This window comes from Streptococcus suis (assembly GCF_019794555.1).
GTDB classification, from domain to species: domain Bacteria; phylum Bacillota; class Bacilli; order Lactobacillales; family Streptococcaceae; genus Streptococcus; species Streptococcus suis_AB.
Map to the genome: position 1 here is coordinate 1 of NZ_JAIMEP010000005.1, position 23,376 is coordinate 23,376.

Annotated in this window: 22 protein-coding genes and 3 tRNA genes; 4 read left to right on the forward strand and 21 right to left on the reverse strand. The window is 35.4% G+C overall.

Annotation, left to right across the window (positions count from 1 at the left end; all coding sequences use genetic code 11):
* Positions 1–304: 304 nt before the first annotated feature.
* The 17 genes from ftsH to K6V48_RS03175 form a co-directional block, all read right to left on the reverse strand.
* On the reverse strand, positions 305–2,275 hold the full coding sequence (ftsH, locus tag K6V48_RS03100) for an ATP-dependent zinc metalloprotease FtsH (protein WP_024403536.1): 1,971 nt from the start codon (positions 2,273–2,275) through the stop codon (positions 305–307).
* Positions 2,276–2,296: 21 nt separating this feature from the next.
* The gene (gene hpt, locus K6V48_RS03105; protein ID WP_024391661.1) at positions 2,297–2,839 is read right to left on the reverse strand and encodes a hypoxanthine phosphoribosyltransferase; all 543 of its coding nucleotides are present in this window, start codon (positions 2,837–2,839) and stop codon (positions 2,297–2,299) included.
* Positions 2,840–2,846: 7 nt separating this feature from the next.
* Positions 2,847–4,115, reverse strand: coding sequence for a tRNA lysidine(34) synthetase TilS (gene tilS, locus K6V48_RS03110; RefSeq protein ID WP_222367941.1), 1,269 nt, complete (start codon positions 4,113–4,115; stop codon positions 2,847–2,849).
* Entirely contained in the window at positions 4,116–5,396 is a 1,281-nt protein-coding gene (locus tag K6V48_RS03115) for a serine hydrolase (RefSeq protein WP_222367945.1), read from the reverse strand. It lies immediately after the preceding gene.
* 22 nt (positions 5,397–5,418) lie between these two features.
* Positions 5,419–5,532 (reverse strand): SP_0009 family protein, encoded by a 114-nt coding sequence (locus K6V48_RS11780; RefSeq protein WP_032512079.1) that lies wholly within the window; start codon positions 5,530–5,532, stop codon positions 5,419–5,421.
* Complete coding sequence (locus K6V48_RS03120; protein WP_222367947.1) at positions 5,525–5,896, reverse strand: FtsB family cell division protein; 372 nt, start codon at positions 5,894–5,896, stop codon at positions 5,525–5,527. The genes K6V48_RS11780 and K6V48_RS03120 overlap by 8 nt, the downstream gene beginning before the upstream one ends.
* Positions 5,883–6,155, reverse strand: a complete 273-nt coding sequence (locus K6V48_RS03125) for an RNA-binding S4 domain-containing protein (protein ID WP_130555441.1) — start codon at positions 6,153–6,155, stop codon at positions 5,883–5,885. The genes K6V48_RS03120 and K6V48_RS03125 overlap by 14 nt, the downstream gene beginning before the upstream one ends.
* Before the next feature lie 50 nt (positions 6,156–6,205).
* Complete coding sequence (gene mfd / locus K6V48_RS03130; RefSeq protein WP_222367948.1) at positions 6,206–9,700, reverse strand: transcription-repair coupling factor; 3,495 nt, start codon at positions 9,698–9,700, stop codon at positions 6,206–6,208.
* Positions 9,700–10,269, reverse strand: coding sequence for an aminoacyl-tRNA hydrolase (gene pth, locus K6V48_RS03135; RefSeq protein ID WP_222367949.1), 570 nt, complete (start codon positions 10,267–10,269; stop codon positions 9,700–9,702). Before pth ends, mfd begins: the two co-directional genes overlap by 1 nt.
* Positions 10,270–10,856: 587 nt before the next feature.
* Positions 10,857–11,972, reverse strand: a complete 1,116-nt coding sequence (gene ychF, locus K6V48_RS03140; protein WP_172017527.1) for a redox-regulated ATPase YchF — start codon at positions 11,970–11,972, stop codon at positions 10,857–10,859.
* A gap of 85 nt (positions 11,973–12,057) precedes the next feature.
* Positions 12,058–12,414 carry a helix-turn-helix domain-containing protein gene (locus K6V48_RS03145; RefSeq protein ID WP_044687198.1) on the reverse strand — a complete coding sequence of 119 codons (357 nt, stop codon included), beginning with the start codon at positions 12,412–12,414 and terminating at the stop codon, positions 12,058–12,060.
* A 101-nt stretch (positions 12,415–12,515) separates the two neighbouring features.
* A complete protein-coding gene (locus tag K6V48_RS03150; protein ID WP_024404576.1) occupies positions 12,516–12,719 on the reverse strand; it encodes a DUF951 domain-containing protein in 204 nt (67 codons plus the stop codon).
* A gap of 9 nt (positions 12,720–12,728) precedes the next feature.
* On the reverse strand, positions 12,729–13,610 hold the full coding sequence (locus K6V48_RS03155) for a diacylglycerol/lipid kinase family protein (protein WP_222367950.1): 882 nt from the start codon (positions 13,608–13,610) through the stop codon (positions 12,729–12,731).
* A gap of 91 nt (positions 13,611–13,701) precedes the next feature.
* Positions 13,702–14,838, reverse strand: coding sequence for a DNA polymerase III subunit beta (dnaN, locus tag K6V48_RS03160; protein WP_171989299.1), 1,137 nt, complete (start codon positions 14,836–14,838; stop codon positions 13,702–13,704).
* A 154-nt stretch (positions 14,839–14,992) separates the two neighbouring features.
* Positions 14,993–16,357 carry a chromosomal replication initiator protein DnaA gene (gene dnaA, locus K6V48_RS03165; protein WP_024404575.1) on the reverse strand — a complete coding sequence of 455 codons (1,365 nt, stop codon included), beginning with the start codon at positions 16,355–16,357 and terminating at the stop codon, positions 14,993–14,995.
* A gap of 202 nt (positions 16,358–16,559) precedes the next feature.
* The gene (locus K6V48_RS03170; protein WP_024404574.1) at positions 16,560–17,318 is read right to left on the reverse strand and encodes a ParB/RepB/Spo0J family partition protein; all 759 of its coding nucleotides are present in this window, start codon (positions 17,316–17,318) and stop codon (positions 16,560–16,562) included.
* A gap of 62 nt (positions 17,319–17,380) precedes the next feature.
* Positions 17,381–18,562, reverse strand: a complete 1,182-nt coding sequence (locus K6V48_RS03175) for a S1C family serine protease (protein ID WP_222367951.1) — start codon at positions 18,560–18,562, stop codon at positions 17,381–17,383.
* A 192-nt stretch (positions 18,563–18,754) separates the two neighbouring features.
* Here K6V48_RS03175 and rlmH point away from each other — a divergent pair, with 192 nt between their 5' ends.
* On the forward strand, positions 18,755–19,234 hold the full coding sequence (gene rlmH / locus K6V48_RS03180) for a 23S rRNA (pseudouridine(1915)-N(3))-methyltransferase RlmH (protein WP_024396349.1): 480 nt from the start codon (positions 18,755–18,757) through the stop codon (positions 19,232–19,234).
* A gap of 27 nt (positions 19,235–19,261) precedes the next feature.
* The gene (locus tag K6V48_RS03185) at positions 19,262–19,924 is read left to right on the forward strand and encodes a YoaK family protein (RefSeq protein ID WP_277942094.1); all 663 of its coding nucleotides are present in this window, start codon (positions 19,262–19,264) and stop codon (positions 19,922–19,924) included.
* A gap of 15 nt (positions 19,925–19,939) precedes the next feature.
* On the opposite strand, the gene K6V48_RS03190 is transcribed toward K6V48_RS03185, so the two are convergent.
* Positions 19,940–20,013 (reverse strand) — tRNA-Arg (locus K6V48_RS03190).
* Between the two features lie 120 nt (positions 20,014–20,133).
* Here K6V48_RS03190 and K6V48_RS03195 point away from each other — a divergent pair.
* Both K6V48_RS03195 and K6V48_RS03200 read left to right on the forward strand, forming a co-directional pair.
* Positions 20,134–20,205, forward strand: a tRNA-Glu gene (locus tag K6V48_RS03195).
* A gap of 5 nt (positions 20,206–20,210) precedes the next feature.
* A tRNA-Asn gene (locus K6V48_RS03200) sits at positions 20,211–20,283 on the forward strand.
* Positions 20,284–20,455: 172 nt separating this feature from the next.
* Here the strand turns inward: K6V48_RS03200 and K6V48_RS03205 are convergent.
* The 3 genes from K6V48_RS03205 to K6V48_RS03215 all read right to left on the reverse strand — a co-directional run bounded on the left by K6V48_RS03205 (position 20,456) and on the right by K6V48_RS03215 (position 23,274).
* On the reverse strand, positions 20,456–21,577 hold the full coding sequence (locus tag K6V48_RS03205; protein ID WP_222367953.1) for a site-specific integrase: 1,122 nt from the start codon (positions 21,575–21,577) through the stop codon (positions 20,456–20,458).
* A 62-nt stretch (positions 21,578–21,639) separates the two neighbouring features.
* Positions 21,640–21,978, reverse strand: a complete 339-nt coding sequence (locus K6V48_RS03210; protein ID WP_222367956.1) for a DUF771 domain-containing protein — start codon at positions 21,976–21,978, stop codon at positions 21,640–21,642.
* A 57-nt stretch (positions 21,979–22,035) separates the two neighbouring features.
* The gene (locus K6V48_RS03215; protein WP_222367958.1) at positions 22,036–23,274 is read right to left on the reverse strand and encodes a replication initiation factor domain-containing protein; all 1,239 of its coding nucleotides are present in this window, start codon (positions 23,272–23,274) and stop codon (positions 22,036–22,038) included.
* Positions 23,275–23,376: the final 102 nt, after the last annotated feature.

A 23,376-nucleotide genomic window follows, 5' to 3' on the forward strand; every position in this document is an offset into this window, starting at 1 on the left:
TTATCATTTCTTCAAGGTCTTGTCAACACTTTTTTGAAACTTTTTTTCGTTCCTCTGTTAACCAGTCCCTCAAGAGACAACTCAATTATTCTATCATCTTCAGACTTACATGTCAACTACTTTTTTAAACTTTTTTTGTTTCTTTTCATACTTTATTTTCAACTGTATTCTCATTTGTTTTTGTACTAATATCTAGGAGCCGAAGTTTCTTTGTCTATTTCCCTAAATACCAAACATAGCGCTCTTGACCAAGAGCGCTATGGGAATTTATTTTGAACAATCATTTATATTTTGAATTATTTTTTTACTGATCATTCATCTTATTTTTTATCTCATCGTATGAAAGTGGATGGACATCGTCCTCACCATGTTCGGTATGCTCAGGCATTTTACCTGTTTCATAGAGTGATTTTATTTGGACACTATCAAGTGTTTCATATTTGAGCAATGCCTCAGCGATGAGTTTATGTGTTTCACGGTTTGACTGGATAATATCTGCTGCTTTGTTTCGAGCTTCATTTAATAAATCTCTGACTTCATTATCTAATTCATAAGCAGTCTGTTCTGAAATATATTTCTGAGTGGTTTGACCACCAAACATTGCATGGTTCCCTTCGTACTGCATTGGACCCATTTTTTCACTCATACCATACTCTGCAACCATTGCACGCGCCATCTGCGTTGCTTGTTCGAAGTCGTTTGATGCTCCTGTGGTCTGTGTATTGAAGATAATTTCTTCTGCTACACGTCCACCCATAAGGCCTGCCAATTGTTCTTTCATATCATCTTTTGAAAGAAGCATTTGGTCTTCCTTAGGTAGTGCAATCATGTAACCTCCTGCACGACCACGTGGGACGATAGTTACTTTATGTACCTCGCGAGCGTTTGATAAAACAAGACCTACAATAGTGTGTCCCGCTTCATGATAGGCAACTATTTCACGTTCTTTAGCAGACACCTGACGATCTTTCTTAGATGGACCTGCAATGACACGATCTTCTGCTTCATCAATATCGGATGCATCAATAATCGTTTTATTTCGCCGAGCTGCGACAAGTGCCGCTTCGTTAAGAACATTCTCTAAATCAGCTCCAACAAAACCTGGTGTTTGTTGTGCTACTAATTTTAAATCAACATCTGCTGCAAGTGGTTTATTTTTAGCATGAACCTTAAGAATAGCTTCGCGTCCTTTAACATCTGGACGGCCAACCAATACTTTACGGTCAAAACGCCCTGGACGAAGCAAAGCTGGATCGAGTACATCACTACGGTTTGTTGCAGCAATAACAATAATTCCTTCGTTTCCTTCAAAACCATCCATTTCAATCAAGAGTTGGTTAAGAGTTTGTTCGCGTTCATCATTTCCGCCACCCATGCCGACGCCACGTTGGCGACCAACGGCATCAATTTCATCGATGAAAATAATGGCTGGGGCTGCTTTTTTAGCATCTTCAAAAAGTGAACGTACACGACTAGCACCAACACCAACAAACATTTCAACAAAATCAGAACCTGAAATAGAAAAGAATGGTACACCGGCTTCACCAGCCACAGCTTTAGCAAGTAGTGTTTTACCTGTTCCCGGAGGGCCCTCTAAAAGGACACCGGCTGGAATACGAGCACCTAATTTCGTGAAACGTTTAGGATCTTTCAAGAATTCAACAACTTCTACCAGTTCTTGTTTTTCTTCTTCTGCGCCTGCGACGTCTGAGAAACGTACTTTTATATTGCTTTGTTCAAGAGCTTTAGCTTTGTTTCGACCAAAGTTCATTGCTCCGCGTGCTCCACCGCCACCTTGGTTCATCATCATCATGAAAAATACACCAAAAATGATGAGTGGAACAAGATTTATCAAGATACTGAACCATAAGCCATTTGTACTCTCTGGTTTAACTGTAACTTTAACACCATTTTCATCTGCAAGTGTTTGTAATTCTGACAAACTTGTTTCAGATGGAAGTATTAGAGCCTTAAAGTTTTTATATTTAATTGTACTAGAGACTTGGAATAATTTGATAGAAGATGCGAGTTCATCATTAGCTTCTTGTTCTTCTTTATATGTACCTGTTATTTCGATGACACTTGAATCAGGTTGATATGTAATTTCAGATACATTGTCATTTTTTAATTCCGTAATGACTTGTGAATAGCTAATTTCTTGTGTTGCAACCTGTTGACCAGCATTAAAAAATTGAAAAGCTGTAACCAAGGTCGCTATAACGAGAATAATGAGAAAAGGATTTTTTATAAATCCTTTATTTGGTTGATTGTTCATAATATTATAGGAAACCTTTTTCTATTTTGTATAAACTTCCTCTTTGAGTACACCAACATAAGGAAGGTTACGGTAATTTTCGTCATAATCTAATCCAAACCCTACTACAAATTCATTTGGAATGGTGAAACAAGTATAGTCTGGTTCTATTTCAACAACACGACCTTCAGGTTTATCTAGAAGTGTAGCAATTTTTATTGATGCTGCTTGTCGCAACGCAAAGAGTTCTTTTAATTCTTTCAGTGTGCGACCAGTATCAATGATGTCTTCTATAAAAATAATATGACGACCAGCAACACTATTGTCTAAGTCTTTAACAATTTTAACTGTCCCACTACTTTCAGTACCACCATGGTAACTTGAAACAACCATATAGTCTGTTTCAATATGGGCATCAATATGTTTGATAAGTTCTGCCATAAAAGGAATAGAACCTTTCAAAATACCAACGAGAAGTGGGTTCTTATCAGCATATTCTTTCGCAATAATTTGTCCGAGTTCTTTACTTTTTTCGACTATCTCTTCTTCTGAGACAAGAATTTTTTTTATATCTTTGTCCAACATAGTTGTTCTACTCTTTCATTTTTATATATAATGTAGCCTTAATTATATCATTCTTTGCAAATTTACTCAAATCACTAGTCACTAGTTTTACAATTCCGTATATTTTATCCGATTGTTCGATGATAATAGCCTCCTGTCTAATTTTTTGTGGAATTTTATGGTCAATAAACCAGCGACGGAGTTTTTTAGTGATACCATTTACTAAGATAGTATCTCCTGCTTGTCTTCCTCTTAATAAAATTGGTTCATCTGTTGGAAAATGAATTACCCAATCCGCATCTTTTAAGGGGTGGTTCAGAGAAAAAACATAAGAATCATATGAAAAAATACCTTCTGATTTTATCACGATTTTTTCCTGTTGGCTATACGTCTCTGGTCCTATTTTATAGATACGAAAATTCTGATAGTTTTTCTCTAGTACATAGTCATTTTTTAATATGTGATAATAGTTCTTATTCGATTGTAATATATGTATCAATTGCTCAAACTGAGAACGAGAGAGTTGTAAATCAGGAAAATTATCTAAATACTCTTCAATTAAGATGCGTTGAACCGCAGGTGTCTGTTGTTGAAAACTTACTAAATCAGTTGTTGATATATCCTTTGTTAAGTCTCGTACTGCTTGATAGATGTAATTGGTGTCATCTGCTAGATGATTGAGTGCTATATCAATTTTAGGATTTTCTTGTTTTAACTGTGGAATGTAGTTATTTCTGACTCTATTTCGAAAATATCCCAAATCTGTATTACTACTATCTTCAAAGTGAAATAAGTCTTCAAACTCGGTTTTATGGAAAGATAATAGTGGTCGGATAAGCTCACCTGAGGCAAAGGGTTGAATAGGCTTAATGGCAGATAGGTGGCGCAGTCGACTCCCTCTTATCAAACGCATCAACACCGTCTCGGCTTGATCATCAGCATGATGGGCTGTGACTAGAGCAGTGTATCCCTCTTTCTCCATAACTTCAGCAAAAAATGTATAGCGCCATTTACGTGCTGCTTCTTCTGAAAATATTCCTTCAAAGCGGGATAAATAGAAAGGTACTTCACAATCTTTTGCTAACTGTTTGAGATATTTTTCCTCAGTAACAGATTCCTCTCTTTGTCCATGGTTGACATGGGCAAGTCCAAGTTCAATGCCTAATTCTTTGCTATATTCGTGCAAGAGATGAAATAGATTCATAGAATCTAAACCACCTGATACAGCCACTAATACTTTCTTGTGTTTATCAAAAAAGTGACCTTCCTGTGTCACTTTTAAAAATTTATTTTTCATTTATTTTAATATACCATAAATACCATTTGCGATTTGAGTAATCTCATCATAGCTTGATTTATCCGTAAAGATGGATAAAACAAAAGGAGATTCTGCATATACAATTGCCACATCATGTTTCACATCATCTGCATCACCAATCTTATGAGCAACTGGGACTGGAATGTCTTTCGAAATGCGTTGGTTATCAAATTGGGTAGATAATAAACTTTCTATGACATAGCCATTTTGTTCATATAAGGCTTCCATCATTTTTCCTGCAACTTGAGCTGATGTTTCACGTGAAACCATATCCCATTTACTACCTGTAACAGCAGTCGTCACTTGATAAAAATCATCATCAAATTTATTTGCTATATAATATGAAAGTAAATTACTTGCTACATTATCTGACACTTTAGCTGTTTTATTAATTAATTCCTCAATGGTGTAGTCTTTGTTATCGGGTGTTTTTGATAAGGAACCACTACCAGAGACTTTATATGCCCCATTAAATGAGATTGATTCTGCTGTATATTTAACTGAAGTGGTCAAGGAAACCTGACCAGCATTCAGTTTCTCTTGGACATAGTATAAAATAGGGAGCTTAGCAATACTTGCAGAATAAAATATCTTGTCTTGATTAACACCTGCTTCCTTTCCAGTTGTTAAATCTTTTACATAAATTCCTATATTATTTTTTGAATAGTTGCTGCTCAATAATGCTTGAACAGCTTCCATTCTATTGTCTTTTTCTGATAAATCTTTTAGTGAAATCCAGCCTCTATCACTGATATAGGCAAAGTCTCCAATGGCAGTTGTCGTAATTTTAGAAATGGTAATTGCTTGATAGGCTCGCAAGTCTGTTTTCAATTCCTTTGCTTGATTAGAAATTGGGGAAGACAATACAGTAAATCCTTGTTTAAGCCAATAAGTTTGTTCTACAGAGGATTCGGTCACAATCGTATCATCAAAGAGTAGCTGTTTACTTGCAAGAATATAGTGAGTATTATCTAATTGATACACTAACTCTTTCCTTTCATTGATTGCTACACTTGTGATAGAAAAATCTTGATTTGGTTTTATTTGTCCACTTACCTGAGTCAAGTTTACATCAGAATAGATACTTTCAGTTTGAAAAACATTTGGATTTTGAGGGATTGTTTGAAAATACTGATCATAAACAGTTTGCGTTAATCCATATTCTTCTTGCGCTGTGAGTTCAAACGGTATTTCAGTACTATCAACCACTTGCCATCCAAATAAAATTGGTAACAACCATACGATCAGTTTTTTCTGCATATTCCCTCCTTTCCTCTCTATTCTATGTTTCCTTTTCTTCTAGCTTCAGTTCCCTATTTTTTTGCGATAATTCTTCTAATTTTTCGTCAGAATGCTGTAAAAATTGCTCCACAATTTGTAAAATAGACTCAGTCATTCGGTAACCCTGGAATATTGTAGACAAATTCCCCTTCTTTGGAGTATTGATATTTTGCTCGAACATATTTGGCAGCATAATCTTCATCTTTTAATTTGGTTACCAATTGAGATTCTTGCTTTTCAACATCGACTAATTCTTCATACCGTGTTTCTAATTCAACCAATTTCTTTTCATTTTCTTGCAACTTACCATAGCTTTGAACTAAGTTGTAAGTCGGCAATATAAACAAAAAAATGACTAAAACAAGTATGGCTCCCATAAAACGATTTTTTCGTTGTCGTTCTTCGTGAAAATGTTGATTTTTTTGGCGTTCTGACTGAATAAACGAATTATTCAGTTGGAGGATGTTAGATTTTTTCATCTGTTTCTATCCTTTTTTCACTGATGATTTCATACATTTTCAGTGCATCTTCTTTTTTTGTAGAATCTTTCATTTCAAGTACTTTAACAGTGAGTAGTTTATTACCGAATTGGATTTCAATCTGATCATTCATTTTCAAATCTGTTGAAGATTTTGCTAAAATGCCATTGACTTTTATTCTTCCCTTATCAGCTACTTCTTTTGCAACTGTGCGACGCTTGATAATGCGAGAAACTTTTAAATATTTATCTAGTCTCATACCTTTACCTCAAGTAAATATTCTACCATTTTTTCATTCAATTGAGAAATTTATTCTGCCTTTCTAGCCTTTATTTCTTGCAACTTTTCAGCAAAAGAAATCATTTCTTCTAAAATCTCATATTCTTTTTTCTGTTGAATATTAAAAATAATTGCCAACTTTCCTCTATTTTCTGTTATCTGAGCTTTTAAATTAGTGGAAGAAAGTGCTTCGAAATAATCTTGCGTTAGAAAAATTTGACCTGCCATCGGTTCAAATGTAACAATCACCTGATGTTGTCGTTTTAAAACCGTATTACAAAAGACCTGGTCCAGGTAAGATTTAAGAAGTCCAATTTCAAGTAAGTAGGCTACTACATCAGGATACTCTCCAAAACGGTCAATCAATTCTTCCTGTAATTCTTGATAATTGACACGACTGTCAATATTCTTTATACGCTTGTAAATTTCAATTTTTTGTCGCTGATCACCAATATAATCACTTGGTAAATAGGCATCAATCTGTAAATTGACCTCAGTGTTGCTTTTCTGACGCTGAGACGCCTTGCCTTGTTTTTCCAAGATGGCTTGTTCCAGCAATTGTGAATACATCTCATATCCCACAGAATCAATAAAACCTGACTGAGCAGCACCTAAAATATTTCCCGCACCACGAATGGACAAATCTTGCATGGCAATCTTGAAACCTGATCCTAGTTCTGTAAAGCCCTTAATGGCTTCCAAGCGTTTTTCAGCTACTTCTGTCAAGGACTTGTCTGGACGGTACATGAGATAGGCATAGGCAATCCGACTGGAACGGCCAACACGTCCTCTAAGTTGATAAAGAGTTGACAGTCCCATGTGGTCTGCATTTTCAATAAACAGTGTATTAGCATTGGGAATATCAACACCTGTTTCAATGATTGTTGTGGTCACTAGAATATCATACTCACCCTCTACAAAGGCATAGAGAGTATTTTCTAATTGGATCTCCGACATTTGTCCATGGACGTATCCTATAGTAGCTTCTGGAACCAATTCTTTTAATTCAGACACTTTCTGTTCAATGGTGTCAACTTTATTGTAAAGATAGTAAACCTGACCTCCACGATCAATTTCTCGTAGAACTGCATCTCGAATTACAGATGGATTTGTTTCCATCACATATGTTTGAACAGGATACCGATTGGTCGGTGGAGTCTCAATTACCGATAAATCTCTTATTCCTAGCATGGACATTTGCAATGTCCGAGGAATTGGGGTAGCAGTTAATGTTAAGACATCAATTTTCTTTTTCAGTTCCTTCAAGCGTTCTTTATGTTTAACACCGAACCGTTGCTCTTCATCAATGACCAGTAAACCTAAATCAGCAAAAACAACATCTTTTGATAGAAGTCGATGGGTACCAATCAGGATATCAATTTGTCCTTTTTTCAACTTCTCAAGTGTTTTTTCCTGCTCTGCCTTTGTTTTAAAACGACTCATCACATCCACATTTACAGGAAATTCTGCAAACCGTTCTTGGAAAGTCGCATAATGTTGTTGAGCCAGAACAGTCGTTGGTACAAGAATAGCAACCTGTTTGCCATCGTTGACAGCTTTAAAGGCAGCACGCATAGCTACTTCTGTTTTACCAAAACCAACATCTCCTACTAATAAACGATCCATTGGAGAATCTTTTTCCATGTCCTTTTTTATTTCATCAATGGAACGAAGTTGGTCGTCGGTTTCCACATGTGTAAAGTAGTTGTCAAACTCAACTTGATTCTCATCATCTGGTGAAAAGGCAAAGCCTTTTAGTTGGCTACGCTCTGCATATAGTTTAATTAAATCATCTGCTATATCTTCTACTTGTTTTTGAACTTTTTGTTTTGTTCGCTGGAAACGACCATCATTTAATTTATTAACTTTTGGAGCTTTTCCATCAGATGCTAAGTATTTGGAGAGAAGATCTATTTGTTCGACGGGAATGGAAATTCGATCTGCATTTTGATATTGGACAGTCAGATAATCACGATGAATTCCTGAAATTTCTATGGTTTCAATTCCTAAATACTTACCAATACCATGAACATGGTGAACTACATAGTCACCAACAGCTAGCTCACTATAGTTCTTTATGCGCTCAGCATTAGAAATATTCGTTTTTCGAACCTTGCGCTTAATTTTTTTATTAAAAATCTCTTTTTCAGTAATCAAAACAAGCTTTTCATCCATCAGATGAAACCCAGCTGTAAATTGCCCAATAGTAACTTGTTGTTGACCTTCTACCAACTTATCGGATGGATAAGATGGTAGTTGGATATTATACTCCTGTAAAGCTTTTTGTAAAGTATGTAAACTTGATTCAGAACTTGCTTGAATAATGACCGTATTCTTTGACTTAGCATACCGAGTCAATTCTTCCTTTAAAAGTGGAATTTGGTGGAAGAATTCTTGCATAGGGTGTTGTGTAAATTGATAAAGTGCATCGAATTTTACATTTCCCAACCCCTTTTGAAAACTCGAAAAGAAGGTAGCAGGTTTATATTTTCTTAATTCTAAATACGTTGATGCAAAATACTGAAGGCTTGACACGGATTTACTATTTTGTAAATCATCTGTCAATAATTCAGCAACCTCTTTTTCAAACTGTGCTTGTTTGTCAGCAATTTTATGAAAATCATCTAAAAATAGAGGCGAACTCTTAGGTAAATAGTCCAATAAGGTCCATGAATTTTCATATAAAAAAGACAAAAATTTACGCAAGTCTGGATGTCTATACTCCGCTTGCATATCTGCTAATACTTCTCGTAAATATGACTGCTGATCTTCTATGCTTGAATGTTCAATGGCTGTTTGAATTTTTTGTCTCGCTCGCTCATAATCTTCCGAAGACAAAATGATATCGGAAGCTGGATAAATCGAGATTTCGTCTAGATTTTCTAAGGATTTTTGACTGTCAACATCAAAGATACGAATGCCATCAATCTCATCTCCAAAAAATTCCAAACGATATGGTGAGTCTGCTTGCATATCAAAAATATCTAGTATATCACCACGTTGGCTAAATTCCCCCTGTGTTAAGACACGAGACACTTTCTTATAACCAATATTAATAAGTTTCTTTACAAGAGTGTCAACTTCAAATTCTTGACCCATTTCAATTTGAATCTTCGCATTTTTATAGGCTACTGGATTTGGCAAAAAAACCCTACAAGCTGCCATACTGACAACAATAATTCCTGACCGAGTGGTGTCAGTCAAAAAATTCAAGCTGTCAATTCTTGACTGGATTCGTTCTTTTGAGGCAAATATAAACTCTGCAATCGGACTATCGTCTGTAAAGAAGTTGTAAATATTCTCACTGCCAATTATCGCTGTTAAATCTGCTACCAGCTTTTCAGCTTCATTCTGACTAGCAGTCACTATCATTATTTTCTCTGCTAGACAATCATAAGCAGTAGCCATGACTAAAGATTTACTCGTTCCAGAAAGCCCCAACAGCAATTGCCTAGTTGATTTATTCAATCCTGACTGCCATTGGTTGATTTGCTTATTCTTGTGAAGTATATCTAATATATTCATTATCCGTTAAACTTTCTCATAATTGCTTCAAAATCATCTTCTTCTAAATAAAAGTTGACAGCACTGTCAAGTTTATCTAGTGCTAAATCAATTTCAATGCGATCCTCTGCATTAAATCCTGATAAGACATGATTGACAACACTCATCTTCCCTTTAGGGCGACCAATTCCAATTTTAATCCGATCGAATTCTTGTGTTCCAATATATTTTACGATAGATTTTATTCCATTATGGCCGCCAGCAGAACCTTTTTGGCGAAAACGAATTTTCCCAACAGCCATATCTAAATCATCGTATGCAACTAAAATATCTTTTTCGTCTAAACCATAGTAGGTCATCAGAGCATGGACAGCTTTTCCTGACTCATTCATAAACGTAGTTGGTTTAACTAAAAAGATTTTTTCTCCATCAATGAAAGTTGTTGCAATATCAGCTTGAAAAATCTTATCGTGGGTAAAGGTTACATTTTCACGCTTAGCAATTTTATCAATAAGCATAAAACCAACATTATGCTTGGTTTCAAAATAACGGTCTCCTGGATTCCCTAGACCAATAATCAATCGTGTCATTTATCCTCCTTATTGTCATTTAGTTTATCTTTTATTACTTCATTGAACCGTTTCCTTATTTCCAGATGAGGCTTGGCTCAAGCCCAGGGCCACTTCTCAGAGTTCGTGTCAGCATCTCAGCGCAGTGGTTGATTGCTCTAACAATCTGGGAGATTCTTAGAGGTAGGAAATAAAACAAACGAAGTTTGTGTCAAAATAGTCCAGTGGGGTGGATTAAAACTGTCAGGGAAATGACTGTTTTAACCCGAGCTAAAAAAATAAAAGCGAGGCTTGTTTGGAAAACTGTTTCAGCTGGTCACCGTAAAATTAGAAGGTGACCATAGAAGCCCGAACCTACATATTTGGAAGTGAGGAGGTACTCTTTTTGAACTGGTCAAGTTACTTCACACTCACTTTGCTGTACTCTAGTACTGCCAATAGTTCAATGCCTAGTGCTAAAAACAAACTAAACGATCAGAAATACCAAAAGGCTGGAAAATACTTCCCAACCGAATACTAGTCCTATTATTCTACGAACTCTTTTTCTATCAATTCCTCTACCTAAGCACTTTGTAAATACAGTATTAGAGAATGGGAATTGTTGGCTATCAGACATTAAAACGGAACTCCATGATGTCACCATCTTGAACGACATATTCTTTTCCTTCTTCACGAAGACGTCCAGCTTCCTTTACAGCCTTTTCGCTACCATACTTGATTAAATCATCATAGGACATGGTTACTGCTCTGATAAAGCCTTTTTCAAAGTCTGAGTGAATAATACCTGCAGCTTGAGGTGCTTTAATACCCCGTTTGAAAGTCCATGCACGTACTTCCTTCTCTCCTGCTGTAAAGTAAGTACCTAATCCAAGTAAGTGATAGGCTGCACGGGTTAATTTGTCCACGCCAGATTCTGTTAAACCAAGAGCTTCCAAAAACTCACCCTTGTCTTCATCGTCTAGTTCTGAAATTTCTTCTTCAGCACGCGCAGAAATCACCACCACTTCTGCATTTTCTGTCGCAGCAAAATCACGAATTTGTTGGACATATGCGATAGAGTCTGGATTAGCTACCGTATCCTCATCAACATTGGCTACGTAGAGTACTGGCTTAGTAGTCAAAAGGAACAACTGTTTCACAATCTTTTGTTCTTCATCAGTAAATGATACGGTGCGGGCAGATTTTCCATCTTCTAAAACTGGCTTAATTTTCTCAAGAACCGTAAATTCTGCTACAGAATCCTTGTCTTTTTGAGTACGGGCCATTTTTTCAACACGCGCATAACGCTTGTTGATGCTCTCTAGGTCCGCCAAAATCAATTCTAGGTTAATAGTATCAATATCTGCGATTGGATCCACAAATGCATCTTCACGGCCTTGTTCACGCATAACATTTTCATCATCAAAAGCACGGACAACGTGAACGATGGCATCCACCTCACGGATATTGGCCAAGAATTTATTTCCAAGCCCTTCACCTTTTGAAGCACCTTTGACGATACCAGCAATATCGGTAAATTCAAAAGTAGTTGGCACTGTTTTTTTAGGGGTAATGAGTTCGGTCAATTTTTGTAACCGCTCATCAGGTACTTCCACCATACCGACGTTCGGATCTATTGTTGCGAACGGGTAGTTTGCTGCTTCCGCTCCTGCCTTTGTAATTGCATTAAATAAGGTCGATTTACCTACGTTAGGTAAACCTACGATTCCTGCTGTTAAAGCCATGTTTTTTACTCTCCAATTAAAAATTCAATCATGACTATTATAGCAGAAAGTTTGAAAAAAAGCTTGCGAATCAACAAGCTTTGTATCATCCAAAAATAGATGGCAAAATATGAGGTAGAAACCAAGATAAATATCCCAAAATAGAGAGCACAATCCACCAATAGCCAGCAATAAATTGCCAAATATCCATTTTTTGCTCTGCTGTTTGATATGTTCCTGTTTCCTTGGTATTGTTCTCAGGTTCTTTTCCTAAAACCAGATAGTCTAGACTGACATCAAAAATTTCTGCCAGCTGGACCAGTTTATCAATATCTGGCGTTGCTTCACCATTTTCCCATTTGGAAATAGCCTGACGGGAAATATAGAGTTTTTCTGCCAATCCATCTTGGGATAAATTCTTAGCTGTGCGTAAAGCTCGAATTTGTTGGGCTAATTGAGTCATGATAGATTCCCCCTGATTTCTAAGATTAGTATAACTTAGACATGAGTCGCTGACTAGCAACACTTCAGAAATTTTCGCAACCAATGGTTGCAAGTTGTCAACTAGCCTTCGCTTGGCAGAACTTTCTTCATTTTTTTCTCAAAATCATGCCGGCTCATCATCACTACATGGTCACAGTTGCTACAGCGGATTTTGATATCCGCTCCTAGACGGATTACTTCCCACTTATTGGCCTTCTTGCCGGTCGATTTGATGACACAGGCATGAGGCTTTTTCATTTCGACAAAGGATCCTAATTGATACATACTTCCTCCTTAAAGATACATACTTCTTTCTTGATAGATTAAACTTACTTCGTTTGCTGTAGTAATCTCTCCATCCATCTGTAATAATAGTTTTTCATTTGATTTAAGTACTACGTGTAAACCTGTTAGATGACGAATAGTTGGTGATAATTCATGCTTTTTCAAAACCATAGATAACAATGACTGAAGTCGTTGAAAAAACGAACTATTCTCAAAGTAAACAAGATCAATTTCTTTCTTTTTAGCACTTGCTGTTGGCCAAATCATAATTCCACCACCAAAATAACTACTGTTGGCTATCGAAAGAAAAAAGAGATTGTCTAATGGATAGGATTTTCCGTCAAGAATCACTTCTATATTAATGGATTGCTTTGAAAATAGGGTTTTGATACCAAAAAATAAGTAAGTTAATTTGCCTAATTTTATTTTATTTAACATTCTTTTTAAAGCTGAATCTGTAGAACTATTGATTACTTGTGCTGCAAAACCAATATCCATGCTATTCATAACTGTTCCAAAAGAACTCTGTAAAACATATATGCTTTGTCTTTTTCCCTCTAGGATTGAGTCTATAACTGTAGATAAATTTTTGATATTCATAGCTTTTGCAAAATCATTCCCAGATCCGGTCGGAAAGTAAGCAAAAGGTAATTCTGCAGGCCAAAAAGTAAGAGCCTTTGATAAAGTACCATCTCCACCAATGATGATAAAATGATCTTTTCTGTACGAAAATTCTCTTAAAATGGCCTCTATTTGATTTTTTTCGTCCCCTGGCTCTACAGTCATAAACTCTTTTATTGTAAATTGCGGATAATTATCCTTAATGCTTGATACGATGCTATTGGCAGCATGGCTACCTGCATTCGGATTTGCTAAGATATATAAAGTCATCTATTTCCCGTCACTAGTCACATTCATTATTACAGAGTATTATTTTTTTAGTATAACATAAAAACGGCCTGTTTGGCCGTTCTTGTTCATATTAGTTTGTGCGAACTGGGGTTATCAATTGAATAAAGTCTTCACCATCATTATTTGGCACCAAGGTAAATGGTCGAACTGAAGAAATGAAGCTAATTTTCACTTGTTCACTAGTTGTAGCTTTCAAAGCTTCAATCAAATAAGTTGGGTTAAAGCTGATTACTAAGTCCTCACCTAATACTTCGACAGTGTCTAATTCCTCATTCACCCGTCCAACTTCTGGCGAATTTACGTGGGCAGAAACTATGCTATTGGTAATCTCTAGTTTTACAGTACCATTTTGAGTAGCATTTGACAGTAAGCGTGCGCGTTCCATAGAGTGGCGTAAGGAAGCAGTATTAAAAACAACTGTTGTTTTATATTCTACTGGAATCAAACGATCAGTATCTGGATATGTTCCTTCTAATAGCCGAGTATAGAAGCTAATTGACTCACTTCTAAATAAAATTTGATTATTGGAGAAGAATACTTCTACTGTCTCAATATCATCTGTAAATACAGCTGTAAATTCACGAAGGGATCGACTTGGGATTACAACATCAAAGTCATCTCCTGATGTGTCTAATTCTAGTTTACGTTGACTCATTCGGTGCGAGTCTGTTGCTACTGTTTTTAGATTCTTATGTTCTGTCAGAACAAAGTGAACACCTGTCAAAATTGGACGACTTTCCTGGGTAGATGCCGCAAAGGCTGTTTCATTGATGGTTTGTCTAAGTGTACTTGTTTCTAATATCAGAGGTTTTGAGGTAGGAACTTCCTGTAAACGAGGATATTGCTCAGAATCTTTCCCTTTTAAGGTAATTTCAGATTTTCCACTGGTTAAAACAATCTGCTTTTGTTCAATCTCAGCGAAATCTAATACTAGATCCGGCATGCTAGAAACAACATTGATGAAGAATCCAGCTTCTAAAAGAATAGAACCTGGTGAAGAGATTAATAAACCAGCATTTTCATCCTGAGTTGAAATATAGTGTTCAATTGAAATTTGTCCATTTGAACCTGTTAAAGTAATTCCTTCACTTGTTACTGAAATTTTAACAGTTGAAAGAATTGGAATAGCATTCTTACTACTAATAGCTCTTTTAGTAACATTCAATGCTTGTAAAAAAATAGTTTTATTTATTGAAAATTGAATCATGGATTCTCCTTTATTTAGTATCTATAAGGTTAATAGTAATAGTAGGTTCTGTGAAAAGTGTGGATAACTTAAAAAACTATAGATAAATCAAGGATTTCTACTTGTTCACAAAATGTGGATAACTTGGCAGTTTTTGATAGAAGTTATCCACAACTTAGCGGATTTTATTTTTTATAGCAGTTATCTCTATTTCTAAATTATCGTCATCTAACAAGAGAGATTTAATTTTATTGTAGGCATGCATGACAGTTGTATGGTCTCTATTACCAAATTCTTTTCCTATTTTTGGAAGAGAGTTATCGGTCAATTCTCTTGCTAGATACATAGCCACCTGGCGCGCGTGAACAATATGTTGCACTCGTTTAGAGCCCTTCAATTCTTTTACACTAACACCGTAAAAATTGCTTACCTCATTTTGAATTTTTTCAATTGGTATGACTAGGTTTTGAGGACTTGTTTGTTTTCTAGAACGAATAGCCTCTGCTGCAACTTCAACGGTAATTTCAGAAAGATTTCGCATGGAGGCCAAAAGATTAATATCTTTCAATGCTCCTTCTAAATCACGAACGTTGGAATCAAATTGTCCTGCTAGATAAGAGAGTGTCTCATTGGTAAATGTATAGGGCGATTCATCACATTTATTTCGTAGAATCGCAATTCGGGTTTCGTAATCTGGCGGAGTTATTTCACTTGTTAATCCCCATTTAAAACGTGTTACCAAGCGCTCTTCAATGTTATCTAAGAAATCAGGGTTTCTGTCACTTGTCAATACAATTTGTTTATCTTGGGTGTGGAGTGCATTAAATGTATTGAAAAACTCTTCTTGCGTGGAGGCTTTATTTTTCAATGATTGAATGTCATCAATGAGTAGCAAATCTAGATTCCGATAGGTCTTTTTAAAACTATCCATATCGTTTAATTGCAGATGTTTTAAAAAGTCATTGATAAAGGTTTCTGAAGAGACGTACTTAATTCGCGCGTGAGGATTATCACTTAATACCTTATTTCCAATTGCATTCAAAATATGAGTCTTACCGAGTCCTGGGCCTCCAAAAATAAATAATGGATTGTACAAGCCTCCCAGATTATCAGAGACAGCCAGTGCGGCTGCTTTTGCCCATTGATTATTGTCCCCTTGCACAAAGTTTTCAAATGTATATTGAGGTTTAATATCAGGATGAACAGCAGGAAGAATTTCAGCAGGTGCAGCCTCAGCTATGCTATTTTCTATTGGTGGTATTGCCCCACTCTGAGGAGTATATTGTGTAGTTTCTTCAGTAAACTGGTACTGAATCGTAATAGGTTCACCGTATACTTCAAAACTTGCAGCTACCATTAATTCTTCAAAATTCTTTTCCCAAAATTCTTTTTTGAAATCACGATTCAGAAATATTTTGGCAGTCTGATGTTGAATAGTCAGTAGTTTTGCATCAGCAACGTAAAAGTCATATACAGACGGTTTAAAATTCGATTGCACCAATTCTAAAAAACGATGCCAAAAACGTTGTTCTTGATTCATAACCTCCTCCCTTCTTTTTGTTATCGTCCTAATAGTTTACCATAAAAAAGAAAAGTTTTCCACAGGTGTTTTAAAAAATCCACACTGTTTATAAAAGTTATCCACAATATGTGAATAAATCAAATAAACAGTCTATACGAGTGAATTTCTTAAACATTTTCTTGTGGAAAACCTTGTATATAGAATAAAAATATGAACAATGCTATTTCAGACTGTTGATAATTCTTTCAAATTCTTCGATGTTTTGAAATTGAATAGTTAGTTGTCCCGATCCATTTTTCTTTTGTTGGATTGTTACCTTGGTTCCAAGTAGTTTTGCTAATTTCTCTTCTTCTTCTGCAACAAATTGGTCGGATTTTCTAATTGTTTTTTTCTTTTTAGAGGATAGTATTGTTTCTAACTGTCGTACGCTGATATCCTTTTCTTGGATTTTTTGAACCCATTCTGCTTGTTGTTTCTCTGATAGCGCTACTAGCTGTCTAGCATGCCCTTGTGTGATTTTTCCTGTTTCTACTGCTTGCCTCGTAGATTCGGATAAATGGAGTAAACGAAGAAGATTAGTGATATATGGTCGTGATTTTCCCATGATTTGGGCAATCTCATCATGTGTTAAGCCTTTTTCTATCAACTTTTCGTAGGAATGAGCCTCTTCAATAGGATTGAGGTCAGAGCGTTGTAAGTTTTCTATGATAGCTTGGTAGAGTAAATCATCATCAGATAGATGCTTGATGACTGCTGGAATCTCTGTTAATCCCGCTAGTTGACTAGCTCTTAATCGTCTTTCACCAGCAAGTAACTCAAAACCAATCAGCGGTGATCTGCGAACAATAATGGGTTGAATGACGCCATTTTCTTTGATAGATTGAGCTAATTCCAATAATTTTTCTTCATCAAAATGCAATCTTGGTTGATAGGGATTGGCCTGAATGTCTTTTATTTTGAGATAGTGTAGTTCTTCCATACGGTTATTCTAACAAAAATAAATAGACTTTACAATTGTGTAAAGTCTATTTAAACATTATCTTATGACAAATCATCCGTTGAATGTGTCAACTTAATGTCAACGGTCATTTTCTTATTATTTCTATAATAGGTAACAGTTATGGTGTCGCCAATTTGATGCTTGTAAAGTTCACTTTGTAAATCACTCTTATTTTCAATGGTTTCACCATCGATTTCGACAATGACATCATATGGTTCAAATTTTCCATCAGCTGGCAAACCTGATTGAGTAGATACAATTAGTACTCCAGATGTTAAGTCTGTATTTGCTAACCCTGCTTTTTCTAATTGACTAGTAGATAGGTCTGTTAGATTGACCATTTGTACACCAAGAGCTGGACGAGTAACTTTACCATTTGTTTCTAATTGATTAATAATCTGTACAGCATCATTTGATGGAATTGCAAAGCCCATTCCTTCTACTGCAACTCCTGAACTGCTGACAGAACTAGAGGTTATTTTACTTGAGTTGATACCAATAACTTGTCCTTGAATATTGATAAGTGGTCCACCTGAGTTACCTGGGTTAATGGCTGTATCAGTCTGGATAGCATTTGTTGAGATTGTTTGGCCATTTTCTGTTTGTGAAGTTACTGTACGACTGAGACTAGAAATAATCCCCTGAGTTACTGTATTTGCATAGACACTTCCTAATGGGCTACCAATTGCAATCGCAGTTTCTCCAACTTTAATTGTGTCTGAATTAGCAAATTCAGCAACAGTGGTCACTTTATCTGCAGCAATTTTGATAACAGCAATGTCTGAATAAGTATCTGCACCTACGAGTTCTCCGCTAAGCTTTTCTCCAGAAGCCAAAAGTATATCGATTTTTTCAGCACCTGAAATTACGTGGTTGTTTGTAACAATATATGCTGTATCACCATCTTTTTTATAAATAACACCTGAACCTTCTCCAGCAACGGCTAGCTCATCTGAACTTTCAATGTTGCCAAAAATAGAACTGAGGCTATTTGATGATTGAGTTTGATAATTGATAACGGAGACAACAGCATCTTGAACTTTTTCCACAGCTTGAGTGGTGGAGGTATCGTTGCTATATTGAACATTGCTCACACTGGTTGTCTTTGCTTGATTTGAAGTAGAATTTCCTTGAGTCAGAGTTGATGAAGCAAAGTAATACCCACCAATTCCTCCTAAAAATCCAACAACAAACAAAATAACAAATTTCAATAATTTTTTCATTAAAGGATTCCTCCTAGTTTCCCAATTTCGCTTTAAGATTACAATTACTTTCTTAATTATAACTTAAAGTTTTCAAAAATCAATCCACAAGCTGTGGATAACTTTTACTAGTATGTGAATAACTACTGATTTATAGAGAATTTTTTATAATCAACTACTGAGAATACCCTGTGGATATGTTACAATATTTTTATGAAAATAAAATTGATAACCGTTGGTAAACTGAAAGAAAAATATTTAAAAGATGGTATAAGCGAATATGCAAAGAGGTTGGGAAGATTTGCGAAGCTTGAATTCATAGAACTACAAGATGAAAAAACACCAGACAATGCTAGTCAGGCAGAGAATGAACAAATTCTGAAAAAAGAGTCTGATCGCATTATGTCAAAAATCTCTGATCGAGAATTTGTCATTGTATTGGCTATTGAAGGAACCCAATTCCCTTCAGAGGAATTTAGTAAAAAATTAGATACTATTACAACTAGTGGCTATTCAGATATTACATTTGTTATTGGTGGAAGTTTGGGATTAGATTCTGTTGTTAAGAATAGGGCAAATTTATTGATGAGTTTTGGAAAATTGACCCTTCCACACCAATTAATGCGATTAGTATTGATAGAGCAAATTTATAGGGCTTTTATGATTCAGCAGGGAAGTCCTTACCATAAATAGTTTCATGTGAAACATAGGAGAGAAAGAGTGAGGAAATATAGAGTTTTTGAAGGACTTCGTATCGCAAGTTGTTTAACTTTTATAAGTGGTTATCTAAATGCTTTTACATATTTAACTCAAGGTGGTCGCTTTGCAGGTGTTCAATCAGGAAATGTTATTCTTTTAGCTAATCAATTGGGACAAGGGAATTTTACAAATACCATCCATTTTCTAATTCCTATTGTCTTCTTTGTATGTGGGCAATTTTTTACCTATTTGGTGAAAAATTACTTTCTAAAAAGACACCATCCCTGGCATTTAGGTAGCAGTGTCATTATGTTATGTTTTGTATTAATTGCTGTTATACTGACACCGGTTATGTCTTCATTTTTTACTATGGCTATCTTAGCTTTTGTAGCTTCTATACAAGTTGAAACATTTAGAACTTTAAGGGGTGTTCCATATGCAAATGTAATGATGACTGGTAATGTCAAAAATGCAGCCTTTATTTGGTTCAAAGGAATAATGGAAAAAAATAAGGAGTTGATAAAGACAGGACGAAATATATTTATAACCATAATTGGCTTTATGCTTGGAGTTATTTGTGCTACAATCCTGTCCAGAATGTTTCATGAATATGCTTTGGTTGGGGTTATACTTCCTATGATGTATGTAACTTACAAATTATGGCAAGAAAAAAATCCCACCTAATCTGATGGGATAAAATGATTCCAGCAGGATTCGAACCTGCGACCGTTCGCTTAGAAGGCGAATGCTCTATCCAGCTGAGCTATGGAACCGCTAGTAACCATTTTATTTTACATTAAAGGGTTTAGTCTGTCAAGTTAATAAAAATAGTAAAAATATATTGACAAACGATTGGAGCTATATTATACTAAATATTGTTCTGTAGAATAAATGGTCCGTTGGTCAAGGGGTTAAGACACCGCCTTTTCACGGCGGTAACACGGGTTCGAATCCCGTACGGACTATTTTTTCCGCCATAGCTCAGTCGGTAGAGCGCATGACTGTTAATCATGATGTCACAGGTTCGAGCCCTGTTGGCGGAGTAAATAAAGCATAGGAAACCTTGAGAAATCAAGGTTTTTTCTTGTTTTGGTCAAAAGTTGGTCAATGAACTTACAAATATTTCAACTTCTACTATATATTGGATAAGAATGAAAAAATAGTGAAAAAATGGCATGAATAATCATACAAAAGGGAAATTTGGTCAAAACTTGGTCAATTGGTAGATGACATGATTTTCCTAATTTTTTCAGTTTCTTCCTCCTCTTTTTCCTTAATAAGATGAGAGTACGTTTCTATAATCTGCTTTGTGTCCTTATGACCTACGATTTTTGAAAGTGTCCAAATATCGATTCCTTCAGCAAGTAAAATACTGATGTAGGTATGACGAATACCAGTAGCGGTTAGAACTTTTGGAGTTATATTTAGTTGATGAAGGAGTTCACTAAGACAAGTGTTGACTGTTTTATTTGACGGTACACCATAAATAGGGTCAACAAATAAAAGATTTTTTGAATTTTTCAAGTTTAATGATTCTTGTTCTTTCAATAACTTGTCAAGCACATCTATTACTGAATCATCAATAGGTATATTACGCACTGACGTTTTTGTTTTAGGGTCTGTAAACTCATTTTTTGTTGAGTCGTACCGCCTGTAAGTTACGATTTCTTTGGTTTTCCAAAGTATGCAATCCCAAGTTAAACCTAATACTTCTCCAAATCTCATACCAGTCTTTAACTGTATGTAAAGAAGATAGTAAATCAAGTTGTCAGTATAGTTTACATTGTTGTAAAGATAATTAACTAACTTTTTATAATCTGCTTTACTATGAATATACTTATCCTCTTTTGATTTTGCTGGTTCTAAGCCAGTAATCTTTACACCTATTGTAAAGTCATGGAAATCAAGTCGGTCTTGTTTAGCAAATTCTAGAACTTTCCTAACTTCAGAATTTAAACGTGCAACATTATCACGACCATTAGTTTTGGCAAATTGATTTATAAAGAGTTGGTAGCGACTAGCCTTTATATTTACCAAAGGCATATTTCCAAAAAATTCTTCAATAAGTTTGCCACGTTTTATGTGTTTGTTGAGTGTCGCCTGTTTTTTATTTAATGGTATGATATGTAGTTCATACCATTTTTTCCAAAGTTCATGTAAACTAATTTGTCTATCAATGTTAGCTCCCTTTAGAAGTCTAAGTTCAATCTCAATTGCTTCAAGTTCAGCTTCTTTTTTAGTTCTAAAACCAGAATTAGAAGCTATGACTTTTCCTTTATCATCAAAGATTCTATAATCCCATAATTTTTTCTTACCTCTTTGTCTATAGGATGCCATATAGTTACCTCACTTTCATAAAAAGCAGATAACCAAGGGTTGTCTTGGTTATCATAGCATAATTATTTGAAAATTTCTAGAAAATTCCGTTCAAAAAAATCACGTGTTTTGCTAGCTAGAAAGTAATAACGTCCTCCTCGATTCTGAGGATATTTTACAAATCCATTTGGGTTTTGGTCAATGTCAATTTGTTTGCGAATGGTTGTCTTATATAGGACATTTTCAAGTAGCCATGGACGAGATACAGAGAGCATCTCTAGGACTTCATTAAGTGTCATATAGTGACCAATAGATGCCTTTTTTTGTAGTTCTTGATATTCAGCTTCTGAATGGATAGAGTACCCTTCAGGAAGTTTTACTGTGATTTCTGAAAATTCAAGGTTTATTTCATTTATTCTCATTATGGAAATTCCTTTCTTAATATGAGATAATGACTAGGGATAAGCCTAGCCTTATCTCTACAACTTGTTGGCGTCTTTTCTTCTTGGTTTCTTGGCGGTTACTTTAGAAGAAGAGGCGTTCTTTTTATAGAAAATCTCAATAATACTTTCTAAGTATTCTTCAAAATCGAGTACTTGGAGTTCTAGGAGATTTTTCTTGAGCCAAATATTTAAGTCAGGATTTGGCACATAGTTGAATTGATACTCAAATAATAATCGTTTGATTAAAATGGTCATTGCATATACTCCCCATATTTCTTGTACTTTTCTTAATAAGGGAAAGAAGCCACTACCTTTTAGCATATAGTGAACGGTCTGAATAAGTTCATTATTTCTAGGGCTTAGCAATGTAAGTGGAAGTGAGTGAGAAGAAAAGTCTAACAGCGATTGACTATATTCAGTAATTCTATTAGATTCAATATCTACAAGACAATATTTTTCAACAATCTTGTTTGCAATAAATGGTTGTAGTGAATCTCTGGAGGGTAACTCTAAGATTAGTTTAGTAAGCTGTCTAGCATATTCCTTTTTATAGGTTACCTCAAACCGTATCCAGCTTGAAACATTCTGAGCTACTTGAGCATACCGACCATTATTTTCTAATTGCTCTGCTTTTTTATCATAGATTTTTAGAAAACTATTTGTACCCTTTCCTCTTGAACCGATTGTCAAAGTTTTAGCTTCTCGATTTATTTCGATAGCAGATGTTTTTGAATGCCTCTTTTTCCCTTTGCTATTGACGATTGTAAACTTATTCTTTTTTAAATTTTGATAAATGTCGTTTACTGACAAAGGAAAATTAAAGTAATCTGCACAAAAGTCTATTCGACTGAGATGCATATCCCAATAGGGTTCATTGAGGCGTTGAAGAATATCGTAAACTTCAATCGGTTCATTATAGAACTCTTGAAAAATTTGTTGGTAGAAACTGAGTGCTGATGCAGAAAACTTAATAATAATTCCCATATTGATGTAGTGGTCATGGAATGCAATTCTAAAGAAATAGGGCATATTTTCAAAACTATATGCAGTAGTATATCCCTTTGGAGCTATTTTTTCTGGTTGCATTGATCCGCAAAGTGTAGGAAGTGACAATTTTTCAACAATTATTTCTGTCAGTTCTTGAGCAATTTGTTGCCAGTAACTAGGATATTCTCCAATGGTTTCAGCTGTTGGCTGGATAACAATTGAAATCTCATCAGTATTGACTTGTAGAGACTGTTTATCAAAATTTAGTAAATTCGTTAAGTTATACATGTTTTCTCCTTCTGGAATTAAGTGGAATCTGGGTTATTACAGTACCCAGATTGAATGTTTGTTGCTAGGCTCTTTACCAGCCCAGCCTATCTAGACAACCTT

Coding starts and splice junctions, on each gene's coding strand:
- ftsH (WP_024403536.1), bottom strand. CDS start 2,275: ATGAACAATCAACCAAATAAAGGATTTATAAAAAATCCTTTTCTCATT.
- hpt (WP_024391661.1), bottom strand. CDS start 2,839: ATGTTGGACAAAGATATAAAAAAAATTCTTGTCTCAGAAGAAGAGATA.
- tilS (WP_222367941.1), bottom strand. CDS start 4,115: ATGAAAAATAAATTTTTAAAAGTGACACAGGAAGGTCACTTTTTTGAT.
- K6V48_RS03115 (WP_222367945.1), bottom strand. CDS start 5,396: ATGCAGAAAAAACTGATCGTATGGTTGTTACCAATTTTATTTGGATGG.
- K6V48_RS11780 (WP_032512079.1), bottom strand. CDS start 5,532: ATGACTGAGTCTATTTTACAAATTGTGGAGCAATTTTTACAGCATTCT.
- K6V48_RS03120 (WP_222367947.1), bottom strand. CDS start 5,896: ATGAAAAAATCTAACATCCTCCAACTGAATAATTCGTTTATTCAGTCA.
- K6V48_RS03125 (WP_130555441.1), bottom strand. CDS start 6,155: ATGAGACTAGATAAATATTTAAAAGTTTCTCGCATTATCAAGCGTCGC.
- mfd (WP_222367948.1), bottom strand. CDS start 9,700: ATGAATATATTAGATATACTTCACAAGAATAAGCAAATCAACCAATGG.
- pth (WP_222367949.1), bottom strand. CDS start 10,269: ATGACACGATTGATTATTGGTCTAGGGAATCCAGGAGACCGTTATTTT.
- ychF (WP_172017527.1), bottom strand. CDS start 11,972: ATGGCTTTAACAGCAGGAATCGTAGGTTTACCTAACGTAGGTAAATCG.
- K6V48_RS03145 (WP_044687198.1), bottom strand. CDS start 12,414: ATGACTCAATTAGCCCAACAAATTCGAGCTTTACGCACAGCTAAGAAT.
- K6V48_RS03150 (WP_024404576.1), bottom strand. CDS start 12,719: ATGTATCAATTAGGATCCTTTGTCGAAATGAAAAAGCCTCATGCCTGT.
- K6V48_RS03155 (WP_222367950.1), bottom strand. CDS start 13,610: ATGACTTTATATATCTTAGCAAATCCGAATGCAGGTAGCCATGCTGCC.
- dnaN (WP_171989299.1), bottom strand. CDS start 14,838: ATGATTCAATTTTCAATAAATAAAACTATTTTTTTACAAGCATTGAAT.
- dnaA (WP_024404575.1), bottom strand. CDS start 16,357: ATGAATCAAGAACAACGTTTTTGGCATCGTTTTTTAGAATTGGTGCAA.
- K6V48_RS03170 (WP_024404574.1), bottom strand. CDS start 17,318: ATGGAAGAACTACACTATCTCAAAATAAAAGACATTCAGGCCAATCCC.
- K6V48_RS03175 (WP_222367951.1), bottom strand. CDS start 18,562: ATGAAAAAATTATTGAAATTTGTTATTTTGTTTGTTGTTGGATTTTTA.
- rlmH (WP_024396349.1), top strand. CDS start 18,755: ATGAAAATAAAATTGATAACCGTTGGTAAACTGAAAGAAAAATATTTA.
- K6V48_RS03205 (WP_222367953.1), bottom strand. CDS start 21,577: ATGGCATCCTATAGACAAAGAGGTAAGAAAAAATTATGGGATTATAGA.
- K6V48_RS03210 (WP_222367956.1), bottom strand. CDS start 21,978: ATGAGAATAAATGAAATAAACCTTGAATTTTCAGAAATCACAGTAAAA.
- K6V48_RS03215 (WP_222367958.1), bottom strand. CDS start 23,274: ATGTATAACTTAACGAATTTACTAAATTTTGATAAACAGTCTCTACAA.